This window comes from Streptomyces asoensis (assembly GCF_013085465.1).
Classification (GTDB): Bacteria; Actinomycetota; Actinomycetes; order Streptomycetales; family Streptomycetaceae; genus Streptomyces; species Streptomyces cacaoi_A.
In genome coordinates this window covers 6232861-6259285 of record NZ_CP049838.1, presented here as the reverse complement: position 1 = coordinate 6259285, position 26425 = coordinate 6232861, and the positions used below count along the sequence as shown (strand labels likewise).

Sequence of the window (26425 nt, the reverse complement as noted above, 5' to 3'; positions counted from 1 at the left end):
AGCCCGTCCGGCGATTGAGGACGAGGCCCGTTCAGGGCCGAACGGGGGTCTGGGGGCGGAGCCCCCAGGGGCGGCCCCGCGAGGTCAACGACGACGCAGGTCCGCGACCCTCGCCCGCTCCCCGCCAGGGGCCTGCTCACCCAGCATCGAGGCCGCCCGCAAGCCCGCGGCAGCACCCGGCACCTGCCCCCGCCGCGGAGCCGGCAACGGCACGTCCCGACGCTGCTGCTGATGGCGCGCCGGGACCGCATCACCCCCCGGGCTCCCGGACGCCCCGGCCACGGCGATCTGCACCCCCTGGTCCGCCAGAGCCTGAAGCTCCGTGGCCGCACGGTCGTCGTGCGCGGGCGGCTCGTCGGTCACCAGCCGGGTGATGACATCCGTCGGCACGGTCTGGAACATCGTGTCCGTGCCGAGCTTGGTGTGGTCGGCGAGGACGACGACCTCGGCGGCCGCCTGCACCAGCGCCCGGTCCACGGACGCCGACAGCATGTTGGACGTGGACAGCCCGCGCTCCGCGGTCAGTCCGCTCCCGGAGATGAAGGCCCGCGACACCCTGAGTCCCTGGAGGGACTGCTCGGCGCCGCTCCCCACGAGGGCGTAGTTGGAGCCGCGCAGGGTGCCGCCGGTCATCACGACCTCGACCCGGTTGGCATGGGCCAACGCCTGGGCGACGAGCAGGGAGTTGGTGACGACGGTCAGTCCGGGCACCCGGGCGAGCCGGCGGGCCAGCTCCTGTGTCGTGGTGCCCGCCCCGACCACAATGGCCTCGCCCTCTTCCACGAAGTTGGCGGCGAGGTCCGCGATGGCGGTCTTTTCGGCGGTCGCGAGATGGGATTTCTGCGGAAAGCCGGATTCTCGCGTGAACCCGCCCGGCAATACCGCACCGCCATGCCGGCGGTCGAGGAGTCCTTCTGCCTCCAGCGCGCGCACGTCCCGCCGTACGGTCACTTCGGAGGTCTGGACGACGCGGGCGAGTTCACGGAGCGACACGGCCCCGTTCGCTCGCACCATTTCGAGGATCAATTGACGACGTTCTGCAGCGAACACGAAACTGACAGTAACGCGGACGACCGTCTGCTTTCAGCTCTTTGCGCCGAATAGTAGAAGTTGTTCGCACAGGGGGACGGGGAGTGGTATAGGGCCCAGTTCCGGCGCCTATGCCTCCCGCATGCCCGGCAACCCGACGACGACGCGCCGTCAACTCCCCGTGACCAGCGGGGAGTCGAAACCGGCCGTCAGACCTCGCCCGTCGTCTTCCGGGTGTGCAGCTGTCGCGCCACCTCCGCGATCGACCCGGAAAGGGACGGGTACACGGTGAACGCGTTCGCGATCTGTTCGACCGTCAGATTGTTGTCGACGGCGATCGAGATCGGGTGGATGAGTTCCGAGGCGCGCGGCGACACGACCACACCGCCGACGACGATCCCGGTGCCGGGCCGGCAGAAGATCTTGACGAAGCCGTCGCGAATGCCCTGCATCTTGGCGCGCGGGTTGCGCAGCAGCGGCAGCTTGACGACCCGCGCGTCGATCTTGCCGCCGTCCACGTCGGCCTGGCTGTAGCCGACGGTGGCGATCTCGGGGTCGGTGAAGACGTTCGAGGAGACGGTCTTCAGGTTGAGCGGGGCCACCGCGTCGCCGAGGAAGTGGTACATGGCGATACGGCCCTGCATGGCGGCGACGGAGGCCAGGGCGAAGATCCCGGTCACGTCGCCGGCCGCGTACACGCCCGGGGCGGTGGTCCTGGACACCTTGTCGGTCCAGATGTGACCGGACTCCCGGACCTTGACGCCCGCCTCCTCCAGCCCCATCCCCTCGCTGTTGGGAATGGCGCCGACCGCCATGAGGCAGTGCGAGCCGGTGATGACCCGGCCGTCGGACAGGGTGACCTCGACCCGGTCACCGACCCGCTTGGCGGACTCGGCGCGCGAGCGGGCCATGACGTTCATGCCACGGCGCCGGAAGACGTCCTCGAGGACGGCGGCGGCGTCCGGGTCCTCGCCGGGCAGCACGCGGTCGCGCGAGGACACGAGGGTGACCTTGGAGCCGAGGGCCTGGTAGGCGCCGGCGAACTCGGCACCGGTCACACCCGAGCCGACCACGATGAGCTCCTCGGGGAGCTCGCCGAGGTCGTAGACCTGGGTCCAGTTCAGGATGCGCTCGCCGTCGGGCTGGGCGTCCGGCAGCTCGCGCGGGTGGGCGCCGGTGGCGAGCAGGACGGCGTCGGCGGTGAGGGTCTCCTCGGTGCCGTCGGCGGCGCTGACCACGACCTTGCGCGAGCCGTCGAGGGCCTGCATGCCCGCCAGCCGGCCGCGCCCGCGCAGCACGCGCGCCCCGGCCCGGGTGACGGAGGCGGTGATGTCGTGCGACTGGGCGAGCGCGAGCCGCTTCACCCGCCGGTTGACCTTGCCGAGGTCCACCCCGACGACCCGGGCGGCCTGCTCCAGCGGCGGGGTGTCGTCGGCGACGATGATCCCCAGCTCCTCGTACGAGGAGTCGAAGGTGGTCATCACCTCGGCCGTGGCGATCAGGGTCTTCGACGGCACGCAGTCGGTCAGCACCGACGCTCCGCCCAGACCGTCGCAGTCGACGACGGTCACCTCCGCGCCGAGCTGCGCGGCAACCAGCGCTGCCTCATAGCCGCCGGGTCCGCCACCGATGATCACGATCCGAGTCACGTACTCCATTGTCCCGCACGGGGGCCGGTGGTACTGCCCCGGGGGGCCGCGGGGGCCGCCACCGTTACGAGAGTGACGCGTGTGCGGGCTGCCGTACTCTCCTTGCATGTCGCTCTACGCCGCGTACGCCGGCAACCTCGACGCGCGGCTGATGACCCGCCGCGCTCCCCACTCGCCACTGCGCGCCACCGGTTGGCTGAACGGGTGGCGGCTGACGTTCGGCGGTGAGCAGCTGGGCTGGGAGGGCGCGCTGGCGACGGTCGCAGAGGACCCCGGCGCGCAGGTCTTCGTCGCGCTGTACGACGTCGCCCCCATGGACGAGGACTCCCTGGACCGCTGGGAGGGCGTGAGTCTCGGCATCTACCGGCGCGCCCGGGTGCGGGTGCAGACGCTGGATCGGGAGGAGTCCGCCTGGATGTTCGTGCTGAACGGCTACGAGGGCGGCCTGCCCGCGGCCCGCTACCTGGGCGAGATCGCCGACGCGGCGGAGTCGGCGGGGGCACCACACGATTACGTGATGGAGCTCCGCAAGAGGCCTTGCTGATGCCCACCGACTCTAGACTCGGTGGGCATCAGCACACGAACGGGAGAGCGCGATGACCGGCAGGACTGCGTACACCGTCTTCTACACGGAACAGGCGGCAGCGGCGCGCGACCGGCTGGATGAACAGCAGCGGGCCGCGTTCGAGAAGGGCATCATGATGCTCGCCGCGGATCCGTTTCCCGACCTGTCCCGGCCCATAAGCTCCACCGGGGACGACCGGACGATCCGGCTGACCCAGAACATCCTCATCGAGTACACGGTCAGCATCGGCAGGCTGCTGATCTTCATCGTCGAGGTCTTCAACGACAAGGACATCTTCGTCACGGGCGAGTGATCACTCCGGCTCTCTCGTTGGAAACGACAAGACAACGATCGCCATCCCATGGGCTCTGTCATCTACGCGCGTAGGCCGGAACCGGCTACCCTCATCGCGTGAACGCATCTCTTCTCCCGGACGACATCCAGGGCGACCCCCACGCCGCCGCCGACGCCGCCGCCGCGCGGCTGCGCGAACTGACCGGCGCCGAGACCCACGACGTCGCCCTCGTGATGGGCTCCGGCTGGGCACCGGCCGTGGACGCCCTGGGGGCTCCCGACGCCGAGTTCCAGGTCACCGAGCTGCCCGGATTCCCGCCGCCGGCGGTCGAGGGCCACGGCGGCAAGATCCGCTCGTACCAGATCGGCGCGAAGCGTGCGCTGGTCTTCCTGGGCCGCACCCACTACTACGAGGGCCGCGGTGTCGCCGCCGTCGCCCACGGTGTCCGCACGGCGGTGGCGGCCGGCTGCAAGACGATCGTGCTGACGAACGGCTGCGGCGGCCTGCGCGAGGGCATGCGCCCCGGGCAGCCGGTGCTGATCAGCGACCACATCAACCTCACGGCGACGTCCCCCATCGTCGGCGCGAACTTCGTGGACCTCACGGACCTGTACTCCCCGCGGCTGCGCACGCTGTGCAAGGAGATCGACGCCACGCTGGAGGAGGGCGTCTACGCCCAGTTCCCCGGCCCGCACTACGAGACGCCGGCCGAGATCCGGATGGCCCGCACCATCGGCGCGGACCTGGTGGGCATGTCGACCGTGCTCGAGGCCATCGCGGCCCGTGAGGCCGGGGCCGAGGTGCTCGGCATCTCCCTCGTGACCAACCTCGCCGCCGGCATGACCGGCGAGCCGCTGAACCACGAGGAGGTTCTCCAGGCGGGACGCGACTCGGCGACCCGCATGGGCTCCCTGCTGGCACAGGTGCTGGGTCGGCTCTAGGGGCCCCACCGGGGGCGCGGAAACTCACGACGACACACGAGAGGTTCATCCACCGTGCACGACGATCTCATCGCCCGCGCCCAGACCTGGCTCGCCGAGGATCCCGACCCGGAGACCCGCGCGGAACTCGCCGAGCTCCTGGACGCCGGAGACGTCACCGAGCTCGCCGAGCGCTTCGGCGGCACCCTCCAGTTCGGTACCGCCGGGCTCCGCGGTGAGCTCGGGGCCGGGCCCATGCGGATGAACCGCTCCGTCGTGATCCGGGCCGCGGCCGGCCTGGCCGCGTACCTCACCGAGAACGGCGGGACCGGCGGCGTCGTCGTCATCGGCTACGACGCCCGCCACAAGTCGGAGGACTTCGCCCGCGACACCGCGGCCGTGATGACGGGCGCGGGCTTCCGGGCGGCCGTGCTCCCCCGGCCCCTGCCCACCCCCGTCCTCGCCTTCGCCATAAGGCACCTGGGCGCGGTGGCCGGTGTGGAGGTCACCGCCAGCCACAACCCGCCGCGCGACAACGGCTACAAGGTGTACCTGGGGGACGGCTCGCAGATCGTGCCGCCCGCCGACGCCGAGATCGCGGCCGAGATCGACGCGATCGCCGCCCTGAAGGACGTTCCGCGTCCGGAGGCCGGCTGGCAGACCCTCGACGACGCCGTCCTCGACGCCTATCTGGCCCGTACGGACGCCGTCCTCGCCGCGGACTCCCCCCGCACGGCGCGCACGGTGTACACGGCGATGCACGGCGTGGGCAAGGACGTCCTGCTGGCCGCCTTCGCCCGCGCGGGCTTCCCCGAGCCCGTCCTCGTCGCCGAGCAGGCCGACCCCGACCCGGACTTCCCGACCGTCGCCTTCCCCAACCCGGAAGAGCCCGGCGCGATGGATCTGGCCTTCGCCAGGGCCCGCGAGACCGGCCCCGACCTGATCATCGCCAACGACCCGGACGCCGACCGCTGCGCCGTGGCCGTGCCCCACGAGGGCGACTGGCGCATGCTGCGGGGCGACGAGGTCGGCTCGCTCCTCGCCGCGCACCTCGTCCGGCGCGGGGCGCGGGGCACGTTCGCCGAGTCGATCGTGTCCTCCTCCCTCCTCGGCCGTATCGCCGAGAAGGCGGGCCTGCCCTACGAGGAGACCCTTACCGGCTTCAAGTGGATCGCCCGCGTCGACGGCCTGCGCTACGGCTACGAGGAGGCCCTCGGCTACTGCGTGGACCCCGAGGGCGTACGCGACAAGGACGGCATCACCGCCGCCCTGCTCATCACGGAACTCGCCTCCACCCTCAAGTCCGAGGGCCGCACCCTCCTCGACCTGCTCGACGACCTCGCCGTGGAGCACGGCCTGCACGCCACCGACCAGCTCTCGGTGCGCGTACAGGACCTCTCGCTCATCGCCCGCGCGATGGAGCGGCTCCGCGAGCAGCCCCCGACCTCCCTCGCGGGCCTGGCCATCACCCGGGCCGAGGACCTCACCCTGGGCACGGACAAGCTGCCCCCCACCGACGGCCTGCGCTACACGCTGGACGGCGCCCGGGTCATCGTCCGCCCCAGCGGCACCGAACCGAAGCTGAAGTGCTACCTGGAGGTCGTGGTCCCGGTCCCCGCCCACGCCGACCTCCCGACGGCCCACAGCACGGCGAACGCCCTGCTCACCGCCATCAAGCACGACCTGTCGGCAGCAGCCGGCATCTGACCCCGCACACCACCCGACCGACAGGAACCGCGCGGCCGTACGCCGCGCGCAGCCGGTGAGCCGTGCGCTCCTGCCGGCCCTTCCGGCGCGGGCGTGCCAGGGAAGACCGGCTTGCAGGGCCTGCGGACCGCACACACCGCTCGAGCCCTACGAGGCCGGCGAACCCCGCAGGGGCCGCGCGCGTCATACGCGCCACGAGCCCTGCGAACCGCACCCGCATCAGTTGATGCCTCTGCCTCCCCCTGCCGACCCTGTGGGCGTGCCGGGGGAGGCCGCCTGCCGGCCTGCGGACCGCACACACCGCTCGAGCCCTACGAGGCCGGCGAACCCCGCAGGGGCCGCGCGCGTCATACGCGCCACGAGCCCTGCGAACCGCACCCGCATCAGTTGATGCCTCTGCCTCCCCCTGCCGACCCTGTGGGCGTGCCGGGGGAGGCCGCCTGCCGGGATGCGGGCCGCGCATATCGCTCGAGCCCCTGTGAGCCACACGAGCCCGGGGCGCCCGTAAGGGCTGCACAGAGGGCGGGCGGGCGGCCCTTACGGGTGCCCCGGGCCCTGCGGGCCGGGCCGGCCCGTTGGCGTCAGGGCAGAAGGGCCACTGTCGCCGTGCCCACGATGCCGATGACGAGGCCGAGCGGCCACAACGCACGCCCTCGCTGCCTCTCGTCGGCCAGATCGGCCGGGCGGGCCGCCGGGTCGCGCCACATCGCGGTGATCTCGGCGGCCGTCCGCTCGTACGGGTGCACCAGGCCGAACCTGCTCTCCAGCCACGGCCAGCGGGGCGAGGCCACCCGCCACTCCTCGAACGAGGCCTGTCTGCCGTGGATCCGCAGCCGCACGCCCTCGCACTCCACGGCACGGACGTGATCCCAGGCGAGGTGCCGGGTCCCGCCCAGACCGTTGAACCACAGGCCCTCACGGTCGGCGGTGACCCGCCAGGCGATCCGGCGCGGCAGCAGCAGGGCGGCGAGCAGGGTGGCGACCAGGGCGTAGCCGTACCTCCACCACCCGGAGTCCTCCCAGTAGAGCGAGACGAACAGCAGCACCAGCCCGACAGCGAACCAGTCGGCCCACCCGGCACGCCACCTCCGTACCCCCACGGCGGCGGCCTCCTGGCCGATCCGCTCGGCGACGACCGCGGCGGCGGCCCCGCGCAGTGCCTCCTGCCGGGCCTCCCGGAGGGCCTTCCCCTTCTCGGTCCTGGCCCTCCACCGGAACGCCACGCCCGTCACCGGCCGCACGGGCCCCACGGACGCCTCCACCACCGGCGGCTCACCGGCCTTGTCGGCGGCGGCGAGGAACACGACCTCGGCGCCGTCGTAGGGGGCCCCGTACAGAACGGCCTCGCGCAGCGGCCCGGCGCGCTCGTCGTCGATCCGCGAGATCAGCTCCCGAAGGCTCTCGTCGTCAGCGTTGTCCTCATTCTCGTCATCGTCATCGTCATCGTCATCGCCCTCCGCGCGCCCGGCGAGCTCGACGGTGGAGACCGTGAACAGGGGGCGCAGCGCGGCGAGGTCGTCGGCGGCGAAGACCTCGGTCTCGACGTCGCCGTTCTCCCGCACGAGCACGCGCAGCACCGGGACGGGCGCCCAGCGCAGGCCGACGGCCCGGCGGCGGGCCAACGCCGATGAGAGCAGCACGGTGAGCCCGAGCCCGGCGAGGCACCAGCCGGCCGCCGGGACCGCCTGCCGGTCCTCGGCCAGGTCCCACAGGCCCGCGGTGGCGTACAGGGAGCCTCCGGCGACGACCGTGACGAGCCCGGACCACAGCAGGAACGTGCCCCGCTCGGCCCGTCCGCCCGCGGCCCCGGGCGCCCGGGGCACCTCGGCGGTCACCCCGCCGGCGGCATCCAGCCCCGCCGCCCGCTGCCGCTTCCGTGCGGCAAGCCGCAGGCCCACGGCCGCCCAGACGCCCACGAGCGCGGTCAGCAGCCCCAGCCGCACGGGCCAGGCGAAGTCCCCCGGCGTCAGAACGACGGCAGCGGCGAAGGGCACCAGGACCAGGGCCGCCTCGGGCCGCAGCACCAGCCATACGACGTTCAGGGCGACCAGCGCGGCAGCCCAGGCGGGCAGTCCGGCGGACAGGTGCAGCAGACCGGCACCGGCCAGGGCCACCACCGGCAGCGCCACGAACACGGACGTCCGCGCCCGCACGGGCACCCAGCGCGGCGGCAGCCCGCGCGTCCAGCGCCCCGCCTGTTCGGCGTCCCAGGACCGACAGCCCTCGGGTACGGCCGCCTCCGGCAGCCGCAGAACCTCAGCAGAATGCGTACTCATCGCTCCCCCGACCTACCGGCCCACCAGATCTCCGGCCCACGACGGCCGCCACGACCGGGGCACCTGCCACGGCCGCCATGACCGGGGCACCTGCCACGGCCGTCACGACCGGGCCATGTGCCGATCATGACGAAAGACCCTGTGATCCACGGCAACGCCCAGATCACAATCCACCCCGCCCGACCGCACCCGACAACCCACCCCGGGCCTCCGAGCCCTCACCCCCACGCCCGCCCCTCGGCACCCCGCACTAGGCACCCCGCGCCCGGCCCTCGGCACCCCGCACCCGGCACTCAGCGCCCGGCATTAGGTAGGCGGCCCCGCGCCCGGCACCCGACCCTCAGCGCCCAGCACCCCGCACCCCACCGGCACTAGCACCCCGCGCCCCGCACCTCGGCACCCCGCATCGGGCACTTAGCGCCCGGCACGCGGTAGGCGCCCCGCGCCCGGCACCCGATCCTCGGCACCCTGCACCCCGCACCCCGCACCTCGGCACCCCGCACTCAGCGCCCGGCACCCGACCCTCAGCGCCCAGCACCCCGCACCCCGCACCCCGCACCCCACCGGCACTAGCACCCCGCGCCCCGCACCTCGGCACCCCGCACTCAGCGCCCGGCACCTGACCCTCAGCGCCCAGCACCCCACCGGCACTAGGCACCCCGCACCCCGCACCCCACCGGCACTAGGCACCCCGCACCCCGCCCTCACCCCACAGCCAGCAGAATCCCCAGCACCACGGCCCCCGCCACCGCCGGGCCCAGGATCTCCCAGGCCCAGCGCGCGGTCACCTCGCCCTGTGCGGTCTCCTTCTTCTCGCGTGCCCCCCACAGCTCCCGCAGCTCGTCCATGACCCGGTCGGTCTCGGCGCGCGCGGGCCCGTCCGGTACGGCGGCGCCGCCGCCACGCGACAGGCCGCCGCCGAGGCCGCCGAGGCCGCCGAACCCACTGCCGCCCCGGGCGCCCCGGGCGTCCTGGCCGCCGGTCCGCCCGGCCGCCGCCCGGGACTCCCGGCGGGTCGCCTTCTTCCGCGCCCGCAGCGAGACGGGGATGGACCACAGCTGGAACTTCTTCCCCGACTCGGCGACGACCTCGTTGGAGTAGCCGGACCGCAGGGAGGCCACCTGCCCCCAGGGCAGCACGATCACCCGGAACGGATTGCGCACCCGGAGCCGGTCCTGGCCCGCGAACACGGCGGGCCGCAGCGTGAAGGCGACGATCAGCGGCACCAGCAGGATCAGCGAGGCGAGCGCCAGCCACGGCGTGCGCCCGTCGCCCACGATGATCGCGTCGAGGCCGAGCCAGCCCACCAGGCCCAGCAGCAGCACGCCCCCGGCCATGCCCGCGGGCGACCGGTAGACGCGGTCCTTGGTCTCGGGTGCCGAAGGCTGCGGCGCGGGTGACTGGTGTTCCGGGGTCGTCATGGCCCCGATTCTGCCCGACGCCCACCGGCCCGCTCATCCGCAGCCCCGCCGTTCACGACGAGCACGGATGCAACCGCCGGGGTGTACAGCCGCTACGCGCGTAGATATGCTCGTCTGGTGACCATGCCCACCAATACACCTACCGCAGCCGACGCACTCACGGACGTCACGGCGTCCGACAGCTCGCTGCGCCGCTTCCTCCACGGGCTGCCCGGCGTCGACACGGTCGGCCTGGAGGCGCGCGCCGCCGCGCTCGGCACCCGTTCCATCAAGACGACCGCGAAGGCGTACGCCATCGACCTCGCCATCTCGATGGTCGACCTGACGACGCTGGAAGGCGCGGACACCCCGGGCAAGGTCCGGGCGCTCGGCGCGAAGGCGGTCCACCCCGACCCGACCGACCGTACGACCCCGACCACGGCCGCGGTCTGCGTGTATCCGGACATGGTCGCCACCGCCAAGGCCGCCGTCGCCGGCTCCGGCGTCAAGGTCGCCTCGGTCGCCACCGCCTTCCCGGCCGGCCGCGCCGCCCTCGAGGTGAAGCTCGCGGACGTCCGCGACGCCATCGCCGCGGGCGCCGACGAGATCGACATGGTCATCGACCGCGGAGCGTTCCTCGCGGGCAAGTACCTGAAGGTGTACGACGAGATCACCGCCGTGCGCGAGGCGTGCGGGACGTCCGCCCGGCTGAAGGTCATCTTCGAGACGGGCGAGCTGTCGACGTACGACAACATCCGCCGGGCGAGCTGGCTCGGCATGCTCGCGGGCGCCGACTTCATCAAGACCTCGACCGGCAAGGTCGCCGTCAACGCCACTCCCCCGAACACCCTCCTGATGCTGGAGGCCGTGCGCGACTTCCGCGCCCAGACCGGCGTCCAGGTCGGCGTGAAGCCCGCCGGCGGCATCCGCACCACCAAGGACGCGATCAAGTTCCTCGTCCTGGTCAACGAGACCGCGGGCGAGGACTGGCTGGACAACCACTGGTTCCGCTTCGGCGCCTCCTCGCTCCTGAACGACCTGCTGATGCAGCGTCAGAAGCTGGCCACCGGCCGCTACTCCGGCCCCGACTACGTGACGGTGGACTGATCACCATGGCATCCACGACTGCATCCGCATTCGAGTACGCTCCGGCCCCCGAGTCCCGCTCGGTCGTCGACATCGCCCCCTCCTACGGCCTGTTCATCGACGGTGAGTTCACCGAGGCGGCCGAGGGCAAGGTCTTCAAGACCGTCTCGCCGTCCACCGAGGAGGTCCTCTCCGAGATCGCCCAGGCGGGCGAGGCAGACGTCGACCGTGCCGTGCGGGCCGCCCGCAAGGCCTTCGGGAAGTGGTCCGCGCTGCCGGGCTCCGAGCGCGCCAAGTACCTGTTCCGCATCGCCCGGATCATCCAGGAGCGCAGCCGCGAACTGGCCGTCCTGGAGACGCTGGACAACGGCAAGCCGATCAAGGAGACGCGCGACGCCGACCTGCCCCTGGTCGCCGCGCACTTCTTCTACTACGCGGGCTGGGCGGACAAGCTCGACCACGCCGGTTTCGGAGCGTCCCCCAGGCCGCTGGGCGTCGCCGGCCAGGTCATTCCCTGGAACTTCCCCCTCCTGATGCTGGCGTGGAAGATCGCCCCGGCGCTCGCCACCGGCAACACGGTCGTCCTGAAGCCGGCCGAGACCACCCCTCTGTCCGCCCTGTTCTTCGCGGACATCTGCCGCCAGGCGGGCCTGCCCAAGGGCGTCGTCAACATCCTCCCCGGCTACGGCGACGCGGGCGCCGCGCTGGTCGCGCACCCGGACGTGAACAAGGTCGCCTTCACCGGCTCCACCGCCGTCGGCAAGGCGATCGCCCGGCAGGTCGCGGGCTCGCACAAGAAGGTCACGCTCGAACTGGGCGGCAAGGGCGCCAACATCGTCTTCGACGACGCGCCGATCGACCAGGCCGTCGAGGGCATCGTCAGCGGCATCTTCTTCAACCAGGGCCAGGTCTGCTGCGCGGGCAGCCGGCTCCTCGTCCAGGAGTCGATCCAGGACGAGCTGCTGGAGTCGCTGAAGCGCCGCCTCGCCACCCTCCGGCTCGGCGATCCGCTCGACAAGAACACCGACATCGGCGCGATCAACTCCGCCGAGCAGCTCTCGCGCATCACCTCGCTCGTCGAGCAGGGCGAGGCGGAGGGTGCCGAACGCTGGTCCCCGGCCTGCGAACTGCCCACGTCCGGTTACTGGTTCGCCCCGACGCTCTTCACGAACGTCACCCAGGCGCACACCGTCGCCCGCGACGAGATCTTCGGCCCGGTCCTGTCGGTCCTCAGCTTCCGCACGCCGGAGGAGGCCGTCGCCAAGGCCAACAACACGCCGTACGGCCTGTCGGCCGGCATCTGGACGGAGAAGGGCTCCCGCATCCTCGCGGTGGCGAGCAAGCTCCGCGCGGGCGTGATCTGGTCCAACACGTTCAACAAGTTCGACCCGACGTCGCCGTTCGGCGGCTACAAGGAGTCGGGCTTCGGCCGCGAGGGCGGCCGCCACGGCCTGGAGGCGTACCTCGATGTCCGATAAGACCGACAAGACCGAACAGCAGCAGCGGCTCAGCGTCTTCAAGACCTACAAGCTGTACGTCGGCGGGAAGTTCCCGCGTTCCGAGAGCGGCCGGGTGTACGAGGTGACCGACGCAAAGGGCAAGTGGCTCGCCAACGCACCGCAGTCCTCCCGCAAGGACGCCCGTGACGCGGTCGTTGCCGCGCGCAAGGCGTTCGGCGGCTGGTCCGGGGCGACGGCGTACAACCGGGGCCAGATCCTCTACCGCGTCGCGGAGATGCTGGAGGGCCGCAAGGGCCAGTTCGTCACCGAGGTCGCCGAGGCCGAGGGCCTGTCGAAGTCCAAGGCCGCCGACCAGGTCGAGGCGACGATCGACCGCTGGGTCTGGTACGCGGGCTGGACCGACAAGATCGCCCAGGTCGTGGGCGGCGGAAACCCGGTCGCGGGCCCGTACTTCAACCTCTCCTCGCCCGAACCGACGGGCGTGGTCGCGGTCCTGGCCCCGCAGGAGTCGTCCTTCCTGGGCCTGGTGTCGGTGCTCGCCCCGGTGATCGCGACCGGCAACACGGCGATCGTGATCGCGAGCGAGCGCTCCCCGCTCCCGGCGCTGTCGCTCGGCGAGGTGCTGGCCACCTCCGACGTGCCGGGCGGGGTCGTCAACGTCCTCTCCGGCCGTACGGCGGAGATCGCGGCACCCCTCGCCGCCCACCAGGACGTCAACGCGATCGACCTCGCGGGCGCCGACGACGTGCTGGCGAAGGAGCTGGAGATCGCGGCGGCCGACAACCTGAAGCGCGTCCTTCGTCCACAGCCTGTGGACGACTGGAGCGCCGCCCCCGGAACGGACCGCATGACGGCCTTCCTGGAGACGAAGACGGTCTGGCACCCCACGGGTTCACTGGGCGCCTCGGGTTCGTCGTACTAGGGCAGATCACCGGGCCCCGAGACGCGGAAGCCGCGCCACCCCTCCGTCCGGGGGCGGCGCGGCTTCCGTCCGTGCGGGCCGGCCTCAGCCGCCGAGCACCTTCGTGACGCCTCCCAGCGCCTTCGTCACGTCCCCCAGCACCGGGACCGAGCCGATGGACTGCGCCTGCGCCACCGGCCCGGTGAGCATCTGGGAGGTCAGCGGCTTGAAGTCGGCGAGCTGGGTGCCGACGCCGTTGTCGAGGGGGTCGACGCCGGTGCCCGCGAGGGGGTTGGGCTTGAGGCCGGCGACGGAGCCGGTGACGTACGTCAGGGAGCCGAGCACCCCCTGCACGCCCGCCTGCGGGTCGAGCTGACCGACCGAGGTGGGCCTCGTCCGCACCACGTCGACAGCGGGCTCGCCGGTCGCCGCGGCTGCGGTCCCGGCGCCGGCGCCCAGCGCCACCCCGGCGGTCGCGAGGGCGGCGAGGGCGCGCCGGCCGGTGGAGGTCTGGGGGGAAGCGTGTCGGGCCATCGATGCCGCCTTCTGATGCGCAAGGTGATCAGGTCGACACGAAGGGTAGTTGAGGTGTGACGCGCGCATCAAAGCCGACCCGCGGGGTCGTTGACGGCCGGGGGGATGCCTCACACTGGTGTCCCGTGACCTCCCCTCCGCCCATACCGACGCGAGTCGTGCTGCTCTGCGGCCCTTCCGGCTCCGGCAAGTCCCTGCTCGCCGCCCGCTCCGGCCTCCCGGTGCTGCGGCTCGACGACTTCTACAAGGAGGGCGACGACCCGACGCTGCCGCTGGTCGCCGGGAGCTCCGACATCGACTGGGACGACCCCGGATCGTGGGACGCGGACACGGCCGTCGCCTCGATCGTGGAACTGTGCGGCACGGGTCGTACGAATGTTCCCGTCTACGACATCTCGCTCAGCGCGCGCACCGGCGCGGACGCGATCGAGATCGGGCGGACCCCGCTGTTCATCGCGGAGGGCATCTTCGCCGCCGAGATCGTGAACCGGTGCCGCGAACTGGGCGTCCTGGCCGACGCGCTGTGCCTGAGCCGCGGCCCGGTGAAGACCTTCCGCCGCCGCTTCCTGCGCGATCTGAAGGAGGGCCGCAAGTCGGTGCCCTTCCTGCTGCGCCGCGGCTGGCGCCTGATGCGCGCCGAGCGCTCCATCGTCGCCCGGCAGACCGCGCTCGGGGCGCACGCCTGCGACCGCGACGAGGCGATGGGCCGCCTGGCGTCAGCGGCGGCGGGCCGCCGCGCCCCGACGGCGCGTACGGCCGCCTAGCGCGTGTCCGCAAAGTAGCGCCGTAGGGCGCTCACACCGGAGCGGACGACACGCAGAAGCGGGACTGGACGGACCCCCCGGCCCTCCAGCCCCGCTTCCTCGGTGCTCCCCCGTGTCCCCCCGGGGTGGTGCTTCCCCCGTGCTTGCGCGGTACCGCTCCCCCAACGTCCCCCGTCGGGCCCCCCGGTACCGCTTCCCCCGTGTTTCCCCCGTTCACCGGCTCCCCTGAGCGGAGCCGGGCCTTTCCCCCGTTCACCCTCAGGCGACAAGCTCCCCGAAGGCGTCCTCCTCGTCACGGCCGAAGCTGAGGACCTCGTCCTCACGCAGCCGGCGGAGCGACCGCCAGATGCTGGACTTCACCGTGCCGACACTGATGTCGAGGATCTCCGCGATCTCCGGGTCGGTGCGGCCCTCGTAGTAGCGCAGGACCAGCATCGTCCGCTGGAGTTCGGGGAGCCGGGCCAGCGCCTGCCACAGGACCGCGCGCAGCTCGGTGCCGCGCATCGCGTCCGTGTCGCCGGCCGTCTCCGGCAGCTCCTCGGTCGGGTACTCGTTCAGCTTGCGGCGGCGCCACGCGCTGATGTGCAGGTTGGTCATCGTCCGGCGGAGGTATCCGCCGACCGCGGCCTTGTCACTGATCCGGTCCCACGCCCGGTACGTCGAGAACAGCGCGCTCTGGAGCAGGTCCTCGGCCTCGAAGCGGTCGCCGGTGAGGTGGTAGGCGGTTGCGTACAGGGAGGCGCGGCGCTCCTGGACGTAGGCGGTGAACTCCGCCTCGGTCAGCGAACGACGCTCCCCCGTGTCCTCCCTGTACGTGGCTCCCCCGTGAGCCGCCTGTTCCCCCGTGTCGACCACCGTCATGAAGGTGGTGTGCTGGCGCCCGGTGCCGCGAGCGCACCCCCGCCCGCTCACGGCACCGGACTTCTCGGAACCCCGGTGTACGTCGTGCAGACGCGTGACGACTGCGACTGCGTTGGCGCTCATACCGTGCAGCGTGTTCATCTCGCGCCCCCCGTCGTGGACTTCCGGTGTTCGGTCTCCTGCGCCGGTCCGGCTCCGCTGTCGTTCCGCGTCGCCTTGTCCGTGACCAAAAGATTGCCCGGGCCACTTCATCGCCGTGTCCGCCGACTGTCACAGACCTGTCACAGGGGCCTGTCACGGCAACACCACAGACCGTCCACAGGCGTCCCCGGTACGGCAGTTGACCCGGTCCGCGCAGGTCACCGCGGGACCCTCCCGGCCGGGCGCCCCGGCCGTGTCGATCCCGTCGTCCGCGATCCGCCGTGGCTGCCCGGCCGGCCGGCCGTCGCTCCGGAACCGGGGGTCCACGACGAGGACGGCAGGATGCCGTGCGGGTTCCTGGCAGGTCTCGGGCCGCACCTGCATCCGACGGCGAGGGCCGGCTGATCCTGTCCGATCCGTCCGGACACCTCGGTCCACGCACCCGTGAGGAACTGCCCCGACTCGTCAAAACCGCAGGTCTGCGGATTGTGGACCGCACTGATGTACGACCCCGGCACAGGCGTTCGCGGGAGACGTCCTACCCCCTGTCCGCGGCCCGCGCCGCCGGAACCATCTCCCTCTGGCGCCTCACCACCGACCCACAGGTCGAACGACAGCCCCCTCATGGGCCAGAATGAGCCCGTGCCTTCCCTGTTGCTGATCGAGGACGACGACGCCATCCGTACGGCCCTGGAGCTCTCACTGACGCGCCAGGGACACCGGGTGGCCACCGCTGCCAGCGGTGAGGACGGTCTGAAGCTGCTGCGCGAGCAGCGGCCGGATCTCATCGTGCTGGACGTGATGCTGCCCGGCATCGACGGTTTCGAGGTGTGCCGGCGCATCCGGCGCACCGACCAACTGCCTATCATCTTGCTGACCGCGCGCAGCGACGACATCGACGTGGTCGTCGGGCTGGAGTCCGGCGCCGACGACTACGTCGTCAAACCCGTGCAGGGCCGGGTGCTGGACGCCCGGATCCGGGCCGTGCTGCGGCGCGGAGAGCGCGAGTCGAGCGATTCGGCGACGTTCGGCAGTCTCGTCATCGACCGCGCGGCGATGACGGTGACGAAGAACGGCGAGGACCTCCAGCTCACGCCGACCGAACTGCGGCTGCTGCTCGAACTGAGCCGGCGGCCGGGGCAGGCGCTGTCCCGGCAGCAGCTGCTGCGGCTGGTGTGGGAGCACGACTACCTGGGCGACTCACGGCTGGTGGACGCCTGTGTCCAGCGGCTGCGGGCCAAGGTGGAGGACGTGCCGTCGTCCCCGGTCCTGATCCGTACCGTGCGCGGCGTCGGCTACCGCCTGGACGCCCCTCAGTGACACAACGGCAAGGGGGGCTCCGCGGCTGGTCCGCGGCGCGTAAGGGAAGACTTTCGCGGCTGCGTTTCACCAGCCTGCGGCTGCGGCTCGTCGTCGTCTTCGGGGCGGTGGCACTGACCGCCGCAGTGTCCGCGTCCGGCATCGCGTACTGGCTCAACCGCGAGGCCGTGCTGACCCGTACCCAGGGTGCGGTGCTGCGGGACTTCGAGCAGGAGATGGAGAACCGGGCGGGTTCGCTGCCCGAGCATCCCTCGCAGGACGAGCTCCAGCACACCGCCGGGCAGATGGCCAACAGCAGCCAGCGCTTCAGCGTGCTGCTGGTGGGCGAGGACTCCAGCGGCAAGACCGTCTACGGCAACTCGGGCGGCCTGAACGGGTTCTCGCTGGAGGACGTGCCCGGGGCGCTGCGTACGGCGGTGAACAAGCGGCAGGACGTCACGGGCGGCAACAAGTCGCCGTACCACCTGTACTGGCAGCGCGTCGTCGACCACGGGACGCCGTATCTGGTGGCCGGGACGCAGGTGAACGGGGGCGGGCCGACCGGGTACATGCGCAAGTCGCTGGAGCCGGAGGCCAAGGACCTCAATTCGCTCGCCTGGTCGCTGGGGATCGCCACCGGCCTCGCGCTGATCGGGGCCGCGCTGCTCGCGCAGGCCGCCGGGACCACCGTGCTGAAGCCGGTGCACCGGCTGGGCGTCGCGGCGCGGCGGCTCGGCGAGGGCCGGTTCGACACCCGGCTGCGGGTGTCCGGGACGGACGAACTCGCCGATCTGTCACGGACGTTCAACCGGGCCGCGGAGTCGCTGGAGAAGCGGGTCGCCGACATGGCCGCGCGGGACAACGCCTCGCGGCGGTTCGTCGCCGACATGTCGCACGAGCTGCGGACTCCGCTGACCGCCATCACCACCGTCGCGGAGGTGCTGGAGGAGGAGCTGGACGCCGAGTCGGGCAGCATCGACCCGATGATCGAGCCCGCGGTGCGGCTGGTGGTCAGCGAGACGCGGCGGCTGAACAACCTCGTCGAGAACCTGATGGAGGTCACCCGCTTCGACGCCGGTACGGCGCGGCTGGTCCTGGACGACGTCGACGTCGCCGACCAGATCACCCACTGCATCGACGCCCGCGCCTGGCTGGACGCGGTCGACCTGGACGCCGAGCGCGGCATCCACGCCCTGCTCGACCCGCGCCGTCTGGACGTGATCCTCGCCAACCTCATCGGCAACGCGCTCAAGCACGGCGGTTCGCCGGTGCGGGTGTCGGTGTCGGCGGCGGACGACGCGGTCGTCATCTCCGTGCGCGACCACGGGCCCGGCATCCCGGAGGAGGTGCTGCCGCACGTCTTCGACCGGTTCTACAAGGCGAGCGCCTCCCGGCCGCGCTCCGAGGGCAGCGGGCTCGGCCTGTCCATCGCCCTGGAGAACGCCCACATCCACGGCGGCGAGATCACCGCCGCCAACTCCCCGGAGGGCGGTGCGGTGTTCACGCTGCGACTGCCCCGGGGCGTCCTGGAGGCGGCGGACCAGGGCGGCGAGGAGGACGAGCGGGCCGTGCGGCCGGCGCACTCCGTCCAGTCCATGCCCGTGCAGTCCGGGAAGTCCGTGCAGGACAAGGGGGACGCGTAGTGACCATGCGCCGTGCGACGGTACGACGGCTGCTCGCCGTGCCCGTGCTGGCCGGTCTGCTCGCCGGCTGCGGGATCCGGGCGACCGAGGTGCCGACCGACTTCGGGCCCGCGCCCTCCCGGGCGCGCTGCTCGCTCACCGAGCCGGACGTGACCTCGCAGTCCGCCCGCGCGGGCGTGCCGGTGCAGGTGTTCCTGCTGTGCGGTTCGTCGCTGGTGACCGTCGACCGGTCCGTGCGGGTGCCGAACGGCGCGGCGGACTTCGAGCGGCGGGTGCTGGTGGCGCAGGGCCTGCTCGACCAGCTCGCCGAGTCGCCGTCGGCGGCCGAGAAGGAGGCCGGGTACACGACGGACGTGCGCGGCGGCATGACGGTCGGCGGGCCCGGTGCGAAGGACCCCGACGACGCGCTGCGGCTGAGCACCCCGCCCGGGAACCTGACCTCGTACGCGCTCGCCCAGCTCGTCTGTACGTTCTCCGACTCGGCGGCGGCCGAGGGCGACGGCTCGGTGATCCTGGGCGGCCCCGGCTCCGACCCGCTGCGCCGCTACGGGTGCACCGACGAGGTCCGCTCCCGCCCCGGCAGCGCGGAGCCCCCGTCCTCGGCGGTCACCGACAGCGGCTGACCCTGACCGGGCCTCCGGCCACCGGGCCCGACGTGTGGCGGACGCCTCACGTCGGGCCCGGTGGCCGTGGTCGTCGCAGGTCACCGTCGGTCGGAAGGGCCGGGGCGGCCGGGCGGGGCGGGTGACTCGTGCCGGTATCGGGGGTCGGGCCGGAACCGATCGTGCCGGGGGTCGCGTCTTGGGGGGCGTGCAGCGTCAAGGCTCCATCGGCGGCAGCGCCGCGATCCGCATCCGCGCGACCGGGATTCTCCTCCTGGCCGCCCATCTCGTGTTCGTCGCCTGGGTCGCGCTGCGCCCGCTGAACGTCCCCTGGGTGGTGCCGGCCAACCTCCATCCGTTCGACGGGATCCGGGCCGACCTGAGACTGGGCTGGCCCGAGGCGGCCCGGCGGATCGGCGAGGGGCTGGGGCTGCTGGCCCCGCTGGGCTTTCTGCTGCCGCTGGTGCACGGCAGGCTCCGGGTCTCGCCGCTCGCCTCCCTGATCCGTACGGTCACGGCGGGCGCCCTGCTGTCGCTGGGCATCGAGCTGTTGCAGACCGGGGTGCCCGGTCAGGTCGTGGACGTCGACTCGATGCTGCTGAACACCCTGGGCGTGGCGCTGGCGCATGTCGCGGTGGTGCCGGCGGTGCGCGGGTGGCTGCGCCGCAGGGACGAGCGCCGGGGGCGGGCCGCGGTCCGTCAGGAGGAGGCCGCTCAGGGTCTGACCCCGAGGATTACCAGGGTCGGGGTCGCACCGTAGAGCGACGCTTCGTCCCCTTCGTCACCGTAGCGTTGACGTCAGATGGAGCAGCCGCACGGGCCGCCTCCGACAGACGCTCGCGAAGGAGCCGCAGATGTCCAGCCTCGCTCGCCCCACCCACGGCCGCATGATCGGCGGAGTGTGCGCCGCGCTGGCCCGGCGCTTCGGCACCTCCGCGACCACGATGCGCGTGATCTTCCTGGTGTCCTGTCTGCTGCCCGGCCCGCAGTTCCTGCTCTACATAGCGCTGTGGGTCCTGCTGCCGTCGGAGGACAAGGCGGCGCGCACGGCCTGGTGACGGCCGTCCACAGCAACGCCGTCGGGGCGCGCCCGGTGTTTCCGGGTGCGCCCCGACGGCGTGTCGTGCGTGCCGGGCGGTGCCGTTCAGCCCAGCGGGATGCCGTTGACCGGCAGGCCGTGCGTCGGCAGGCCCTTGAGCGGCAGACCACCGAGCAGACCGGCGACGGGCGCGGTCGGGCTTTCGGCGAGCAGCTTCTCGGCGACCGGCTGGGTGGCGGTCAGGCCCGCGCCGAGCGCCGGCTGGGCCTGCGACAGCACCTCACCGGCCGCGGGCAGCGCCGTGGTCAGGTTCTCCGCCGGCAGCGTCCTGGTGACGCCGTCCAGGGCCTGCGTGGCGTCCGGGACGGCGGGGGCGGCGTTCGCGGCGCCCGCACCGACGGCGGCGAAGGCGGCACCGAGAGCGGCGACACCGAGGGTCTTGGCAGCAGACTGCTTCATGATGAGTGCGTCCTCGAATGGGATACGGGGAAACTGAGCGGTTCTCGACCGTAAACACGGAGAGGGGTCGGCGGCAAACATCGAAATGCGGACGGATGGTGAACACCCGCCCGCATTCCGTGCCCCGAAAAAACGCTACTCAGCCTTCCGTTTCCGCAGAACCGCTGGTGGAGGCGGTCTGCTGGAACAGCCATTCGGACTTCAGCTCGGAATAGCCGGGCTTGATCACGTCACTGATCATGGCAAGTCGTTCATCGAAAGGAATGAATGCTGACTTCATAGCATTGACAGAGAACCACTGGAGATCGTCGAGCGTATAGCCGAACGCGTCGACAAGGTGCTCGAATTCCCGGCTCATGCTGGTGCCGGACATCAGACGGTTGTCCGTGTTGACGGTGGCCCGGAAGTGGAGCCGGCGCAGCAGGCCGATGGGGTGCTCGGCGTAGGAGGCGGCCGCTCCGGTCTGGAGGTTGGAGCTGGGGCACAGCTCCAGCGGGATGCGCTTGTCGCGGACGTAGGAGGCGAGCCGGCCGAGCTTCACACCGCCGTCGGCGGCGATCTCGATGTCGTCGATGATGCGCACCCCGTGACCGAGCCGGTCGGCGCCGCACCACTGGAGGGCCTGCCAGATCGACGGCAGCCCGAAGGCCTCGCCGGCGTGGATGGTGAAGTGGTTGTTCTCGCGCTTCAGGTACTCGAAGGCGTCGAGGTGCCGGGTGGGCGGGAAGCCCGCCTCCGCGCCCGCGATGTCGAAGCCCACGACCCCCAGGTCCCGGTAGCGGTTGGCGAGTTCGGCGATCTCCAGGGAGCGGGCCGCGTGCCGCATGGCGGTGAGCAGGGCGCCGACACGGATGCGGTGGCCGTTCTGCCGGGCCGTCCGCTCGCCCTCCCGGAAGCCCTCGTTGACGGCCTCGACGACCTCTTCGAGGCTCAGCCCGCCGTCGAGGTGCTGCTCGGGCGCGTAGCGCACCTCGGCGTAGACGACACCGTCCTCGGCGAGGTCCTCGGCGCAATCGCGGGCGACCCGGACGAGCGCGTCGCGGGTCTGCATCACGCCGACGGTGTGCGAGAAGGTCTCCAGGTACCGTTCCAGCGAACCGGAGTCGGCGGCCTCCCGGAACCAGATGCCGAGCTTGTCGGGGTCGGTTTCCGGGAGTTGGGCGTACCCGGAGTCCCGGGCGAGGTCGACGATCGTGCCGGGACGCAGCCCGCCGTCGAGATGGTCGTGCAGCAGAACCTTGGGTGCCCGCCGGATCTGGTCCGAGCTCGGGGTGATGCCCGCCTGGGTGCTCTGGCTCGTCATTTCCGCACTCTAACTCCTACGCGCGTAGACGGCGCGCTGTACAACTCCGCCGATACGTAACGGTGACCGCCCGGACAGGTGGAGTACAACGGCGCTTCTGACACTGTTCTGTCATGGCACAGGATGTGACGCCGGTTCGGACGGTCCGGCTGGGGAAGGCGCTCGGCCCCGCGCCGACGGCGGTGAGCGGGGTGGTGCTGCTGCTCCCGGGCGGCGAGGAGGTGTCCAGCCGGAGACCGTCCGCCGTGTGGGCGGCCGCCTCCGTGCGGGGGTTGGGGCGCAGGCTGGCCCGGGCGGGACGCGAGGAGGGCCTCGCCGTGCACGCCGTGCACTACCGCTACCGCGGCTGGAACGGCAGCGAGGCGCATCTCGCGGCCGACGCGGCCTGGGCGGCCGACGAGGCGGTACGGCGATACGGAGACGTCGCCGTGTGCCTGACCGGCGTCGACATGGGCGCGCGGGCCGCACTGCGGGCAGGCGGTCACGAGGCCGTCAACTCCGTGCTGGCGATCGCTCCCTGGCTGCCGGAGGAGGACATGGCCGCTCCACCCGAACCGGTGAAGCAGCTGGCGGGGCGGCGGGTGCTGATCGTGCACGGCACGAACGACGAGCGCTGCGACCCCGAGCTGTCGTTCCGGCTCGCGGCACGGGCGAAGAAGGCGAACCGGGACGTGTGCCGGTTCGAGGTGCACTCCGACGGCCACGGGCTGCACCAGTACCGCGGTGAAGTCCTCGCGCTGGCCGAGGACTTCGTCATGGGCGCGCTGTTCGGCCGGGCGCTCTCCCGGCCGGTGGAGGACGCGCTGGCCGCCCCGCCGCCGCTGGGGCTGCGGATGCCGTTGGCCGTGGGGTTCGGCACCTCGTTACGGCGCCCGGGCCGCCCCTGAGGCACGGCCCTCAGTTCGGCAGCAGGTTGCCCCTCCTCGACAGCAGGAACTTCTTGAAGGCCGCCACGGGCGGGGTGTCCGGGTGGCCGTCCAGCCAGGCCACGCCGATCTCGCGGGCGGCTCTCGGGGCCGTGACCGTCAGCTCCACCACCCCCGGGCGGGCCACGGCGGGCGGCGGCAGCAGCGCCACCCCCAGCCCCGCCGCCACCAGTCCGCGCAGGGTCTCCGCCTCCTCGCCCTCGAAGGCGATCCGGGGCCGGAAACCGGCCTCCTTGCAGAGGTCGTCGGTGATGCGGCGCAGGCCGTAGCCCGGTTCCAGGGTCACGAAGGTCTCGTCGGCGGCCTCGGCGAGGCGGACCCGTCTGCGGGCGGCGAGACGGTGGTCGGCGGGGACGACCAGGCGCAGCTTCTGCTCGTCGAGGCGCCGGGCCACCAGGTCGGGTGCGTCCGGGACCGGGGAGGTCAGACAGAGGTCCAGCTCCCCCGCCCGCAGCCGCTCGAGCATCGCCTCGCCGTAGTTCTGGACCAGGCTGAAGCGGACGCGCGGGTGATCGACGCGGAAGGCGTGGATCAGCCCGGGGACGGTCTCCGCGCCCATGGTGTGCAGGAAGCCGAAGGCGACCTTGCCGGTGGCCGCGTCGGCGTCCGCCCGGACCTCGTCGGCGGCCCGCTCGATCTCGCCGAGGGCGCGCTCGACGGAGGCGAGGAAGGTGCGCCCGGCGGGGGTGAGGGAGACCGTGCGGCCGTGCCGGGCGAACAGGTCGACGCCCAGGTCCTGTTCGAGGCGGACCATGGCCCGGGAGAGCGTCGACTGCGGGACCTGCATCTCCTGCGCGGCGCGCGTGACGTGCTCGGTACGGGCGACTCCGGCGAAGTAGGCGAGCCGAGGGGCCAGCACCCTGGACATCTCCGCCCCGTCCGCCATGTCTTCTGTGTCACTGGACGGTGACAGGCGAGCCTCTGACCTCTGCTGATGCACCATGGGAACGATTATGACGATTCCATGCATTGGACGGATGAGCCGGGGTGTACGTAACTTCGAAGCATGTCTCCCGCCAGTACCGGGGCGTCCACGATCGTGGGCGCCGCGTCCTCCGTTTCCTTCTCCTCCGACTCCCGTCTGGCCCCCGGCGGCCCCGGCTATCGCCGGATGAGCTTCGCGCTCTTCCTCGCCGGTGTGGCGACCTTCGCCCTGCTGTACTCCACGCAGGCGCTCCTGCCGCTGATCTCCGGTGACTTCGGGGTGGCGGCGAGTCAGGCGAGCTGGACGGTGGCGGCGGCGACCGGTGGACTGGCGCTGTTCGTGCTCCCGATGAGCGCCCTGTCGGAGCGCTACGGCCGCCGTACGGTCATGACGGCCTCGCTGGGCGTCGCGGTCGGCGTGGGCATGCTGGTCCCGTTCGCCCCCTCCCTGGGCACGCTGGTCGTGCTGCGGGCGGTGCAGGGCGCGGCGCTGGCCGGTCTCCCGGCGTCGGCGACCGCGTATCTCGCCGAGGAGGTCCGGCCGAAGGCGCTCGTCACGGCGATCGGCCTGTTCGTGGCGGGCAACAGCGTCGGCGGGATGAGCGGCCGGGTCATCACCGGCTGGGTCGCCCAGGAGTGGGGCTGGCGGGTGGCCGTCGGGGTGATCGGCGCCCTCGCGGTGGCCTGCGCGATCGCCTTCCGCCTGCTGCTGCCGGCGCCCCGGCACTTCAAGGCGGGTTCACTGGCGCCCCGCGTGCTGATCGGCACGGTCCGCGAGCACCTCGCCAACCCGCTGCTGTGCCGCCTGTACGCGATCGGCGCGCTGTTCATGACGGTCTTCGGCGGCGTGTACACGGTGATCGGCTACCGGCTGACGGAGGCGCCGTTCTCCCTCCCCCAGGGCATCGTCGGCTCGATCTTCCTGGTGTACCTGGTGGGCACGGTGTCGGCGTCGACGGCGGGCCGGCTGGTCGGCCGTCTCGGCCGGCGCGGCGCGCTGTACCTGGCGGGCGGCACCACGGCCACCGGACTGCTGCTGTCGCTGGCGGACTCGCTGGTCCTGGTCCTGCTGGGCCTGGTCCTGATCACGGCGGGCTTCTTCGCGGGGCACGCGGTGGCCTCCTCGGCGGTCAGCAAGACGGCGACGACCGGCCGCGCCCAGGCCTCCGCCCTCTACCAGTCCGCGTACTACATCGGTTCCAGCACCGGCTCCACGGTCGGCGCGCTGGCCTTCCACTCGGGCGGCTGGGCCGGCACGGTCGGCGTGGGCGTCCTGGCGGTGCTCGGCGTCGTGACGATCACGGTGTTCGGAACGCGGGCGGCCCGCCGGGAGACGCTGGTCGCCGCGCACTGAACGTCCCGCGGCTTCCCGCGGTCCTCCCCCTGCTCGGGGCCGGTTGTCAGTGGTGGCGCATAGCCTCCGCGCGACGACCGGTGCGAGCAGGGGGTTTTTGATGGAGTTCCGGATCGACCGCGGTGACCTCGCCGAGGCGGTGGCCTGGGCGGCCCGCGCGCTGCCCGCCCGTACGCCGGTACCCGTGCTGGGCGGGCTGCTGCTGGACGCGGCGGCGGGCCGGCTGACCGTGTCGGGGTTCGACTTCGAGACGGCGGCACGGATCGAGACCGACGCCGAGGTCGGCACGGCGGGCCGGGTGCTCGTGCTCGGCCGCCGGCTCCTCGACATCTGCAAGGTGCTGCCGGACGGGCCGGTGAGCTGCGCCGTGGCCGGCACCCGGTTCACGGTCGAGGCGGGCGGCACCAGCTTCGGCCTGTCGACACTCCCGCGCGAGGAGTACCCCACCCCGCCCGAACCGCCGCGGGCGTACGGCACCGTGGACGCGGCCGCGTTCGCGACCGCCGTCGCCCAGGTCGCGGTGGCCGCCGGCCGCGACGACACGCTCCCGGTGCTGACGGGCGTCCAACTGCGCCTTGACGGCGAGGAGATGACACTGTCGGCGTCGGACCGCTACCGGTACGCGGTACGGCGGCTGGAGTGGAAGCCGGAGGCGGCCGCCGAAGGGGTGGCGGAGGCGCTCGTGCCGGCCCGGCGGCTGCTGGACGTGACCCGGTCGCTGGCCCGGTGCGGGACCGTCCGGGTCGGGCTCGACGGAGCCTCGGGGACCGGCCCGATCGGGTTCGAGGGCGGGCGGACGCGGACGGTGGTCCGGCGGCTGGACGGACGGCTGCCCTCCTACGGGAAGCTGTTCGACATGGCGGGGGCCGCGGTCGCCGAGGTGGAGAGCGGGGCGCTGACGGAGGCCGTGCGGAGAGTCGCGGTGGTGGCGGAGGCGAACAGCCCGGTACGGCTGGACTTCTCGGCCGGGTCCGTCCTGCTGCGCGCCGGGTACGGCGACGACGTGGCCACGCAGCGGCTGCCCGCCGGACTGACCGGCGCCGAGGAGGTCACCGTGGCCTTCAACCCCGCCTACCTGCTGGACGCGCTGGCCTCCTTCGAGGCGCCGAGGCTGCGGGTGGAGCTGCTGGGGACGGGACAGCGGGCGCTGCTGGGCGCGGCGGACGCGCCCGAGGCCCACCGGCACCTGCTGATGTCCGTGAAGCAGCTGGTCTGAGCACGGTGGGCTGAGCGCTGTGGGCTGAGCGCTGTGGTCTGAGCGCTGTGGTTTGGGCCCGGTGGGCTGATC

General features: G+C 72.5%; 25 protein-coding genes. 16 read left to right on the top strand and 9 right to left on the bottom strand.

The genetic code is table 11. The features are described 5' to 3' along the window. Window positions 1–84 precede the first annotated feature (84 nt). Together G9272_RS28140 and G9272_RS28135 are read right to left on the bottom strand one after the other, a co-directional pair. Window positions 85–1050 carry a DeoR/GlpR family DNA-binding transcription regulator gene (locus G9272_RS28140; protein WP_078889947.1) on the bottom strand — a complete coding sequence of 322 codons (966 nt, stop codon included), beginning with the start codon at window positions 1048–1050 and terminating at the stop codon, window positions 85–87. Window positions 1051–1238: 188 nt separating this feature from the next. Then, window positions 1239–2687 carry an NAD(P)H-quinone dehydrogenase gene (locus G9272_RS28135; RefSeq protein WP_171399105.1) on the bottom strand — a complete coding sequence of 483 codons (1449 nt, stop codon included), beginning with the start codon at window positions 2685–2687 and terminating at the stop codon, window positions 1239–1241. A gap of 97 nt (window positions 2688–2784) precedes the next feature. On the opposite strand from G9272_RS28135, the gene G9272_RS28130 reads away from it, so the two are divergent. The 4 genes from G9272_RS28130 (at window position 2785) to G9272_RS28115 (ending at window position 6165) form a co-directional block, all read left to right on the top strand. Then, window positions 2785–3222, top strand: coding sequence for a gamma-glutamylcyclotransferase (locus G9272_RS28130; protein WP_171399104.1), 438 nt, complete (start codon window positions 2785–2787; stop codon window positions 3220–3222). A 52-nt stretch (window positions 3223–3274) separates the two neighbouring features. Then, entirely contained in the window at window positions 3275–3556 is a 282-nt protein-coding gene (locus G9272_RS28125) for a type II toxin-antitoxin system RelE family toxin (protein ID WP_171399103.1), read from the top strand. A gap of 98 nt (window positions 3557–3654) precedes the next feature. Continuing rightward, window positions 3655–4479 (top strand): purine-nucleoside phosphorylase, encoded by an 825-nt coding sequence (locus G9272_RS28120; RefSeq protein WP_171399102.1) that lies wholly within the window; start codon window positions 3655–3657, stop codon window positions 4477–4479. Window positions 4480–4533: 54 nt separating this feature from the next. Further along, on the top strand, window positions 4534–6165 hold the full coding sequence (locus tag G9272_RS28115) for a phospho-sugar mutase (RefSeq protein ID WP_171399101.1): 1632 nt from the start codon (window positions 4534–4536) through the stop codon (window positions 6163–6165). A 581-nt stretch (window positions 6166–6746) separates the two neighbouring features. Here the strand turns inward: G9272_RS28115 and G9272_RS28110 are convergent. Continuing rightward, on the bottom strand, window positions 6747–8441 hold the full coding sequence (locus tag G9272_RS28110) for a hypothetical protein (RefSeq protein WP_171399100.1): 1695 nt from the start codon (window positions 8439–8441) through the stop codon (window positions 6747–6749). A gap of 704 nt (window positions 8442–9145) precedes the next feature. Then, a complete protein-coding gene (locus tag G9272_RS28105; protein ID WP_171399099.1) occupies window positions 9146–9862 on the bottom strand; it encodes a PH domain-containing protein in 717 nt (238 codons plus the stop codon). Between the two features lie 123 nt (window positions 9863–9985). Between G9272_RS28105 and deoC the strand changes: the two genes are divergently transcribed. From deoC to G9272_RS28090, 3 genes are read left to right on the top strand one after another with little or no spacing between them, the layout of a single operon-like run. Next, window positions 9986–10948, top strand: a complete 963-nt coding sequence (gene deoC / locus G9272_RS28100; RefSeq protein ID WP_171399098.1) for a deoxyribose-phosphate aldolase — start codon at window positions 9986–9988, stop codon at window positions 10946–10948. A 5-nt stretch (window positions 10949–10953) separates the two neighbouring features. After that, on the top strand, window positions 10954–12405 hold the full coding sequence (locus G9272_RS28095) for an aldehyde dehydrogenase family protein (protein ID WP_171399097.1): 1452 nt from the start codon (window positions 10954–10956) through the stop codon (window positions 12403–12405). Further along, on the top strand, window positions 12395–13309 hold the full coding sequence (locus G9272_RS28090) for an aldehyde dehydrogenase family protein (protein WP_171399096.1): 915 nt from the start codon (window positions 12395–12397) through the stop codon (window positions 13307–13309). Before G9272_RS28095 ends, G9272_RS28090 begins: the two co-directional genes overlap by 11 nt. Window positions 13310–13393: 84 nt before the next feature. Here G9272_RS28090 and G9272_RS28085 read toward each other — a convergent pair whose 3' ends face one another. Further along, a complete protein-coding gene (locus G9272_RS28085) occupies window positions 13394–13822 on the bottom strand; it encodes a hypothetical protein (RefSeq protein ID WP_171399095.1) in 429 nt (142 codons plus the stop codon). Window positions 13823–13878: 56 nt separating this feature from the next. Between G9272_RS28085 and G9272_RS28080 the strand changes: the two genes are divergently transcribed. Further along, entirely contained in the window at window positions 13879–14586 is a 708-nt protein-coding gene (locus G9272_RS28080; protein WP_171399094.1) for a uridine kinase, read from the top strand. Between the two features lie 258 nt (window positions 14587–14844). On the opposite strand, the gene G9272_RS28075 is transcribed toward G9272_RS28080, so the two are convergent. Beyond that, on the bottom strand, window positions 14845–15588 hold the full coding sequence (locus G9272_RS28075) for a SigE family RNA polymerase sigma factor (RefSeq protein ID WP_171399093.1): 744 nt from the start codon (window positions 15586–15588) through the stop codon (window positions 14845–14847). 642 nt (window positions 15589–16230) lie between these two features. On the opposite strand from G9272_RS28075, the gene afsQ1 reads away from it, so the two are divergent. The 5 genes from afsQ1 to G9272_RS28050 all read left to right on the top strand — a co-directional run bounded on the left by afsQ1 (window position 16231) and on the right by G9272_RS28050 (window position 20190). Further along, window positions 16231–16908: a two-component system response regulator AfsQ1 gene (gene afsQ1, locus G9272_RS28070; RefSeq protein ID WP_028807033.1), complete on the top strand. Its 678-nt coding sequence runs from the start codon at window positions 16231–16233 to the stop codon at window positions 16906–16908. After that, window positions 16905–18530, top strand: a complete 1626-nt coding sequence (locus tag G9272_RS28065) for a sensor histidine kinase (protein ID WP_171399092.1) — start codon at window positions 16905–16907, stop codon at window positions 18528–18530. Before afsQ1 ends, G9272_RS28065 begins: the two co-directional genes overlap by 4 nt. Before the next feature lie 5 nt (window positions 18531–18535). Next, the gene (locus tag G9272_RS28060; protein ID WP_171402213.1) at window positions 18536–19153 is read left to right on the top strand and encodes a hypothetical protein; all 618 of its coding nucleotides are present in this window, start codon (window positions 18536–18538) and stop codon (window positions 19151–19153) included. Between the two features lie 187 nt (window positions 19154–19340). Beyond that, on the top strand, window positions 19341–19892 hold the full coding sequence (locus G9272_RS28055) for a VanZ family protein (RefSeq protein WP_171399091.1): 552 nt from the start codon (window positions 19341–19343) through the stop codon (window positions 19890–19892). 94 nt (window positions 19893–19986) lie between these two features. After that, on the top strand, window positions 19987–20190 hold the full coding sequence (locus G9272_RS28050) for a PspC domain-containing protein (RefSeq protein ID WP_171399090.1): 204 nt from the start codon (window positions 19987–19989) through the stop codon (window positions 20188–20190). Window positions 20191–20276: 86 nt separating this feature from the next. On the opposite strand, the gene G9272_RS28045 is transcribed toward G9272_RS28050, so the two are convergent. Beyond that, window positions 20277–20630 (bottom strand): ATP-binding protein, encoded by a 354-nt coding sequence (locus tag G9272_RS28045; protein WP_171399089.1) that lies wholly within the window; start codon window positions 20628–20630, stop codon window positions 20277–20279. A gap of 139 nt (window positions 20631–20769) precedes the next feature. Next, window positions 20770–21933: an adenosine deaminase gene (locus G9272_RS28040; RefSeq protein WP_171399088.1), complete on the bottom strand. Its 1164-nt coding sequence runs from the start codon at window positions 21931–21933 to the stop codon at window positions 20770–20772. A 113-nt stretch (window positions 21934–22046) separates the two neighbouring features. On the opposite strand from G9272_RS28040, the gene G9272_RS28035 reads away from it, so the two are divergent. Then, window positions 22047–22820, top strand: coding sequence for a prolyl oligopeptidase family serine peptidase (locus G9272_RS28035; RefSeq protein ID WP_171399087.1), 774 nt, complete (start codon window positions 22047–22049; stop codon window positions 22818–22820). 10 nt (window positions 22821–22830) lie between these two features. Here G9272_RS28035 and G9272_RS28030 read toward each other — a convergent pair whose 3' ends face one another. After that, the gene (locus G9272_RS28030) at window positions 22831–23802 is read right to left on the bottom strand and encodes a LysR family transcriptional regulator (protein WP_171399086.1); all 972 of its coding nucleotides are present in this window, start codon (window positions 23800–23802) and stop codon (window positions 22831–22833) included. Between the two features lie 63 nt (window positions 23803–23865). On the opposite strand from G9272_RS28030, the gene G9272_RS28025 reads away from it, so the two are divergent. Together G9272_RS28025 and dnaN are read left to right on the top strand one after the other, a co-directional pair. After that, a complete protein-coding gene (locus G9272_RS28025) occupies window positions 23866–25137 on the top strand; it encodes an MFS transporter (protein ID WP_171399085.1) in 1272 nt (423 codons plus the stop codon). A gap of 100 nt (window positions 25138–25237) precedes the next feature. Then, window positions 25238–26353: a DNA polymerase III subunit beta gene (gene dnaN, locus G9272_RS28020; protein ID WP_171399084.1), complete on the top strand. Its 1116-nt coding sequence runs from the start codon at window positions 25238–25240 to the stop codon at window positions 26351–26353. Window positions 26354–26425 lie beyond the last annotated feature (72 nt).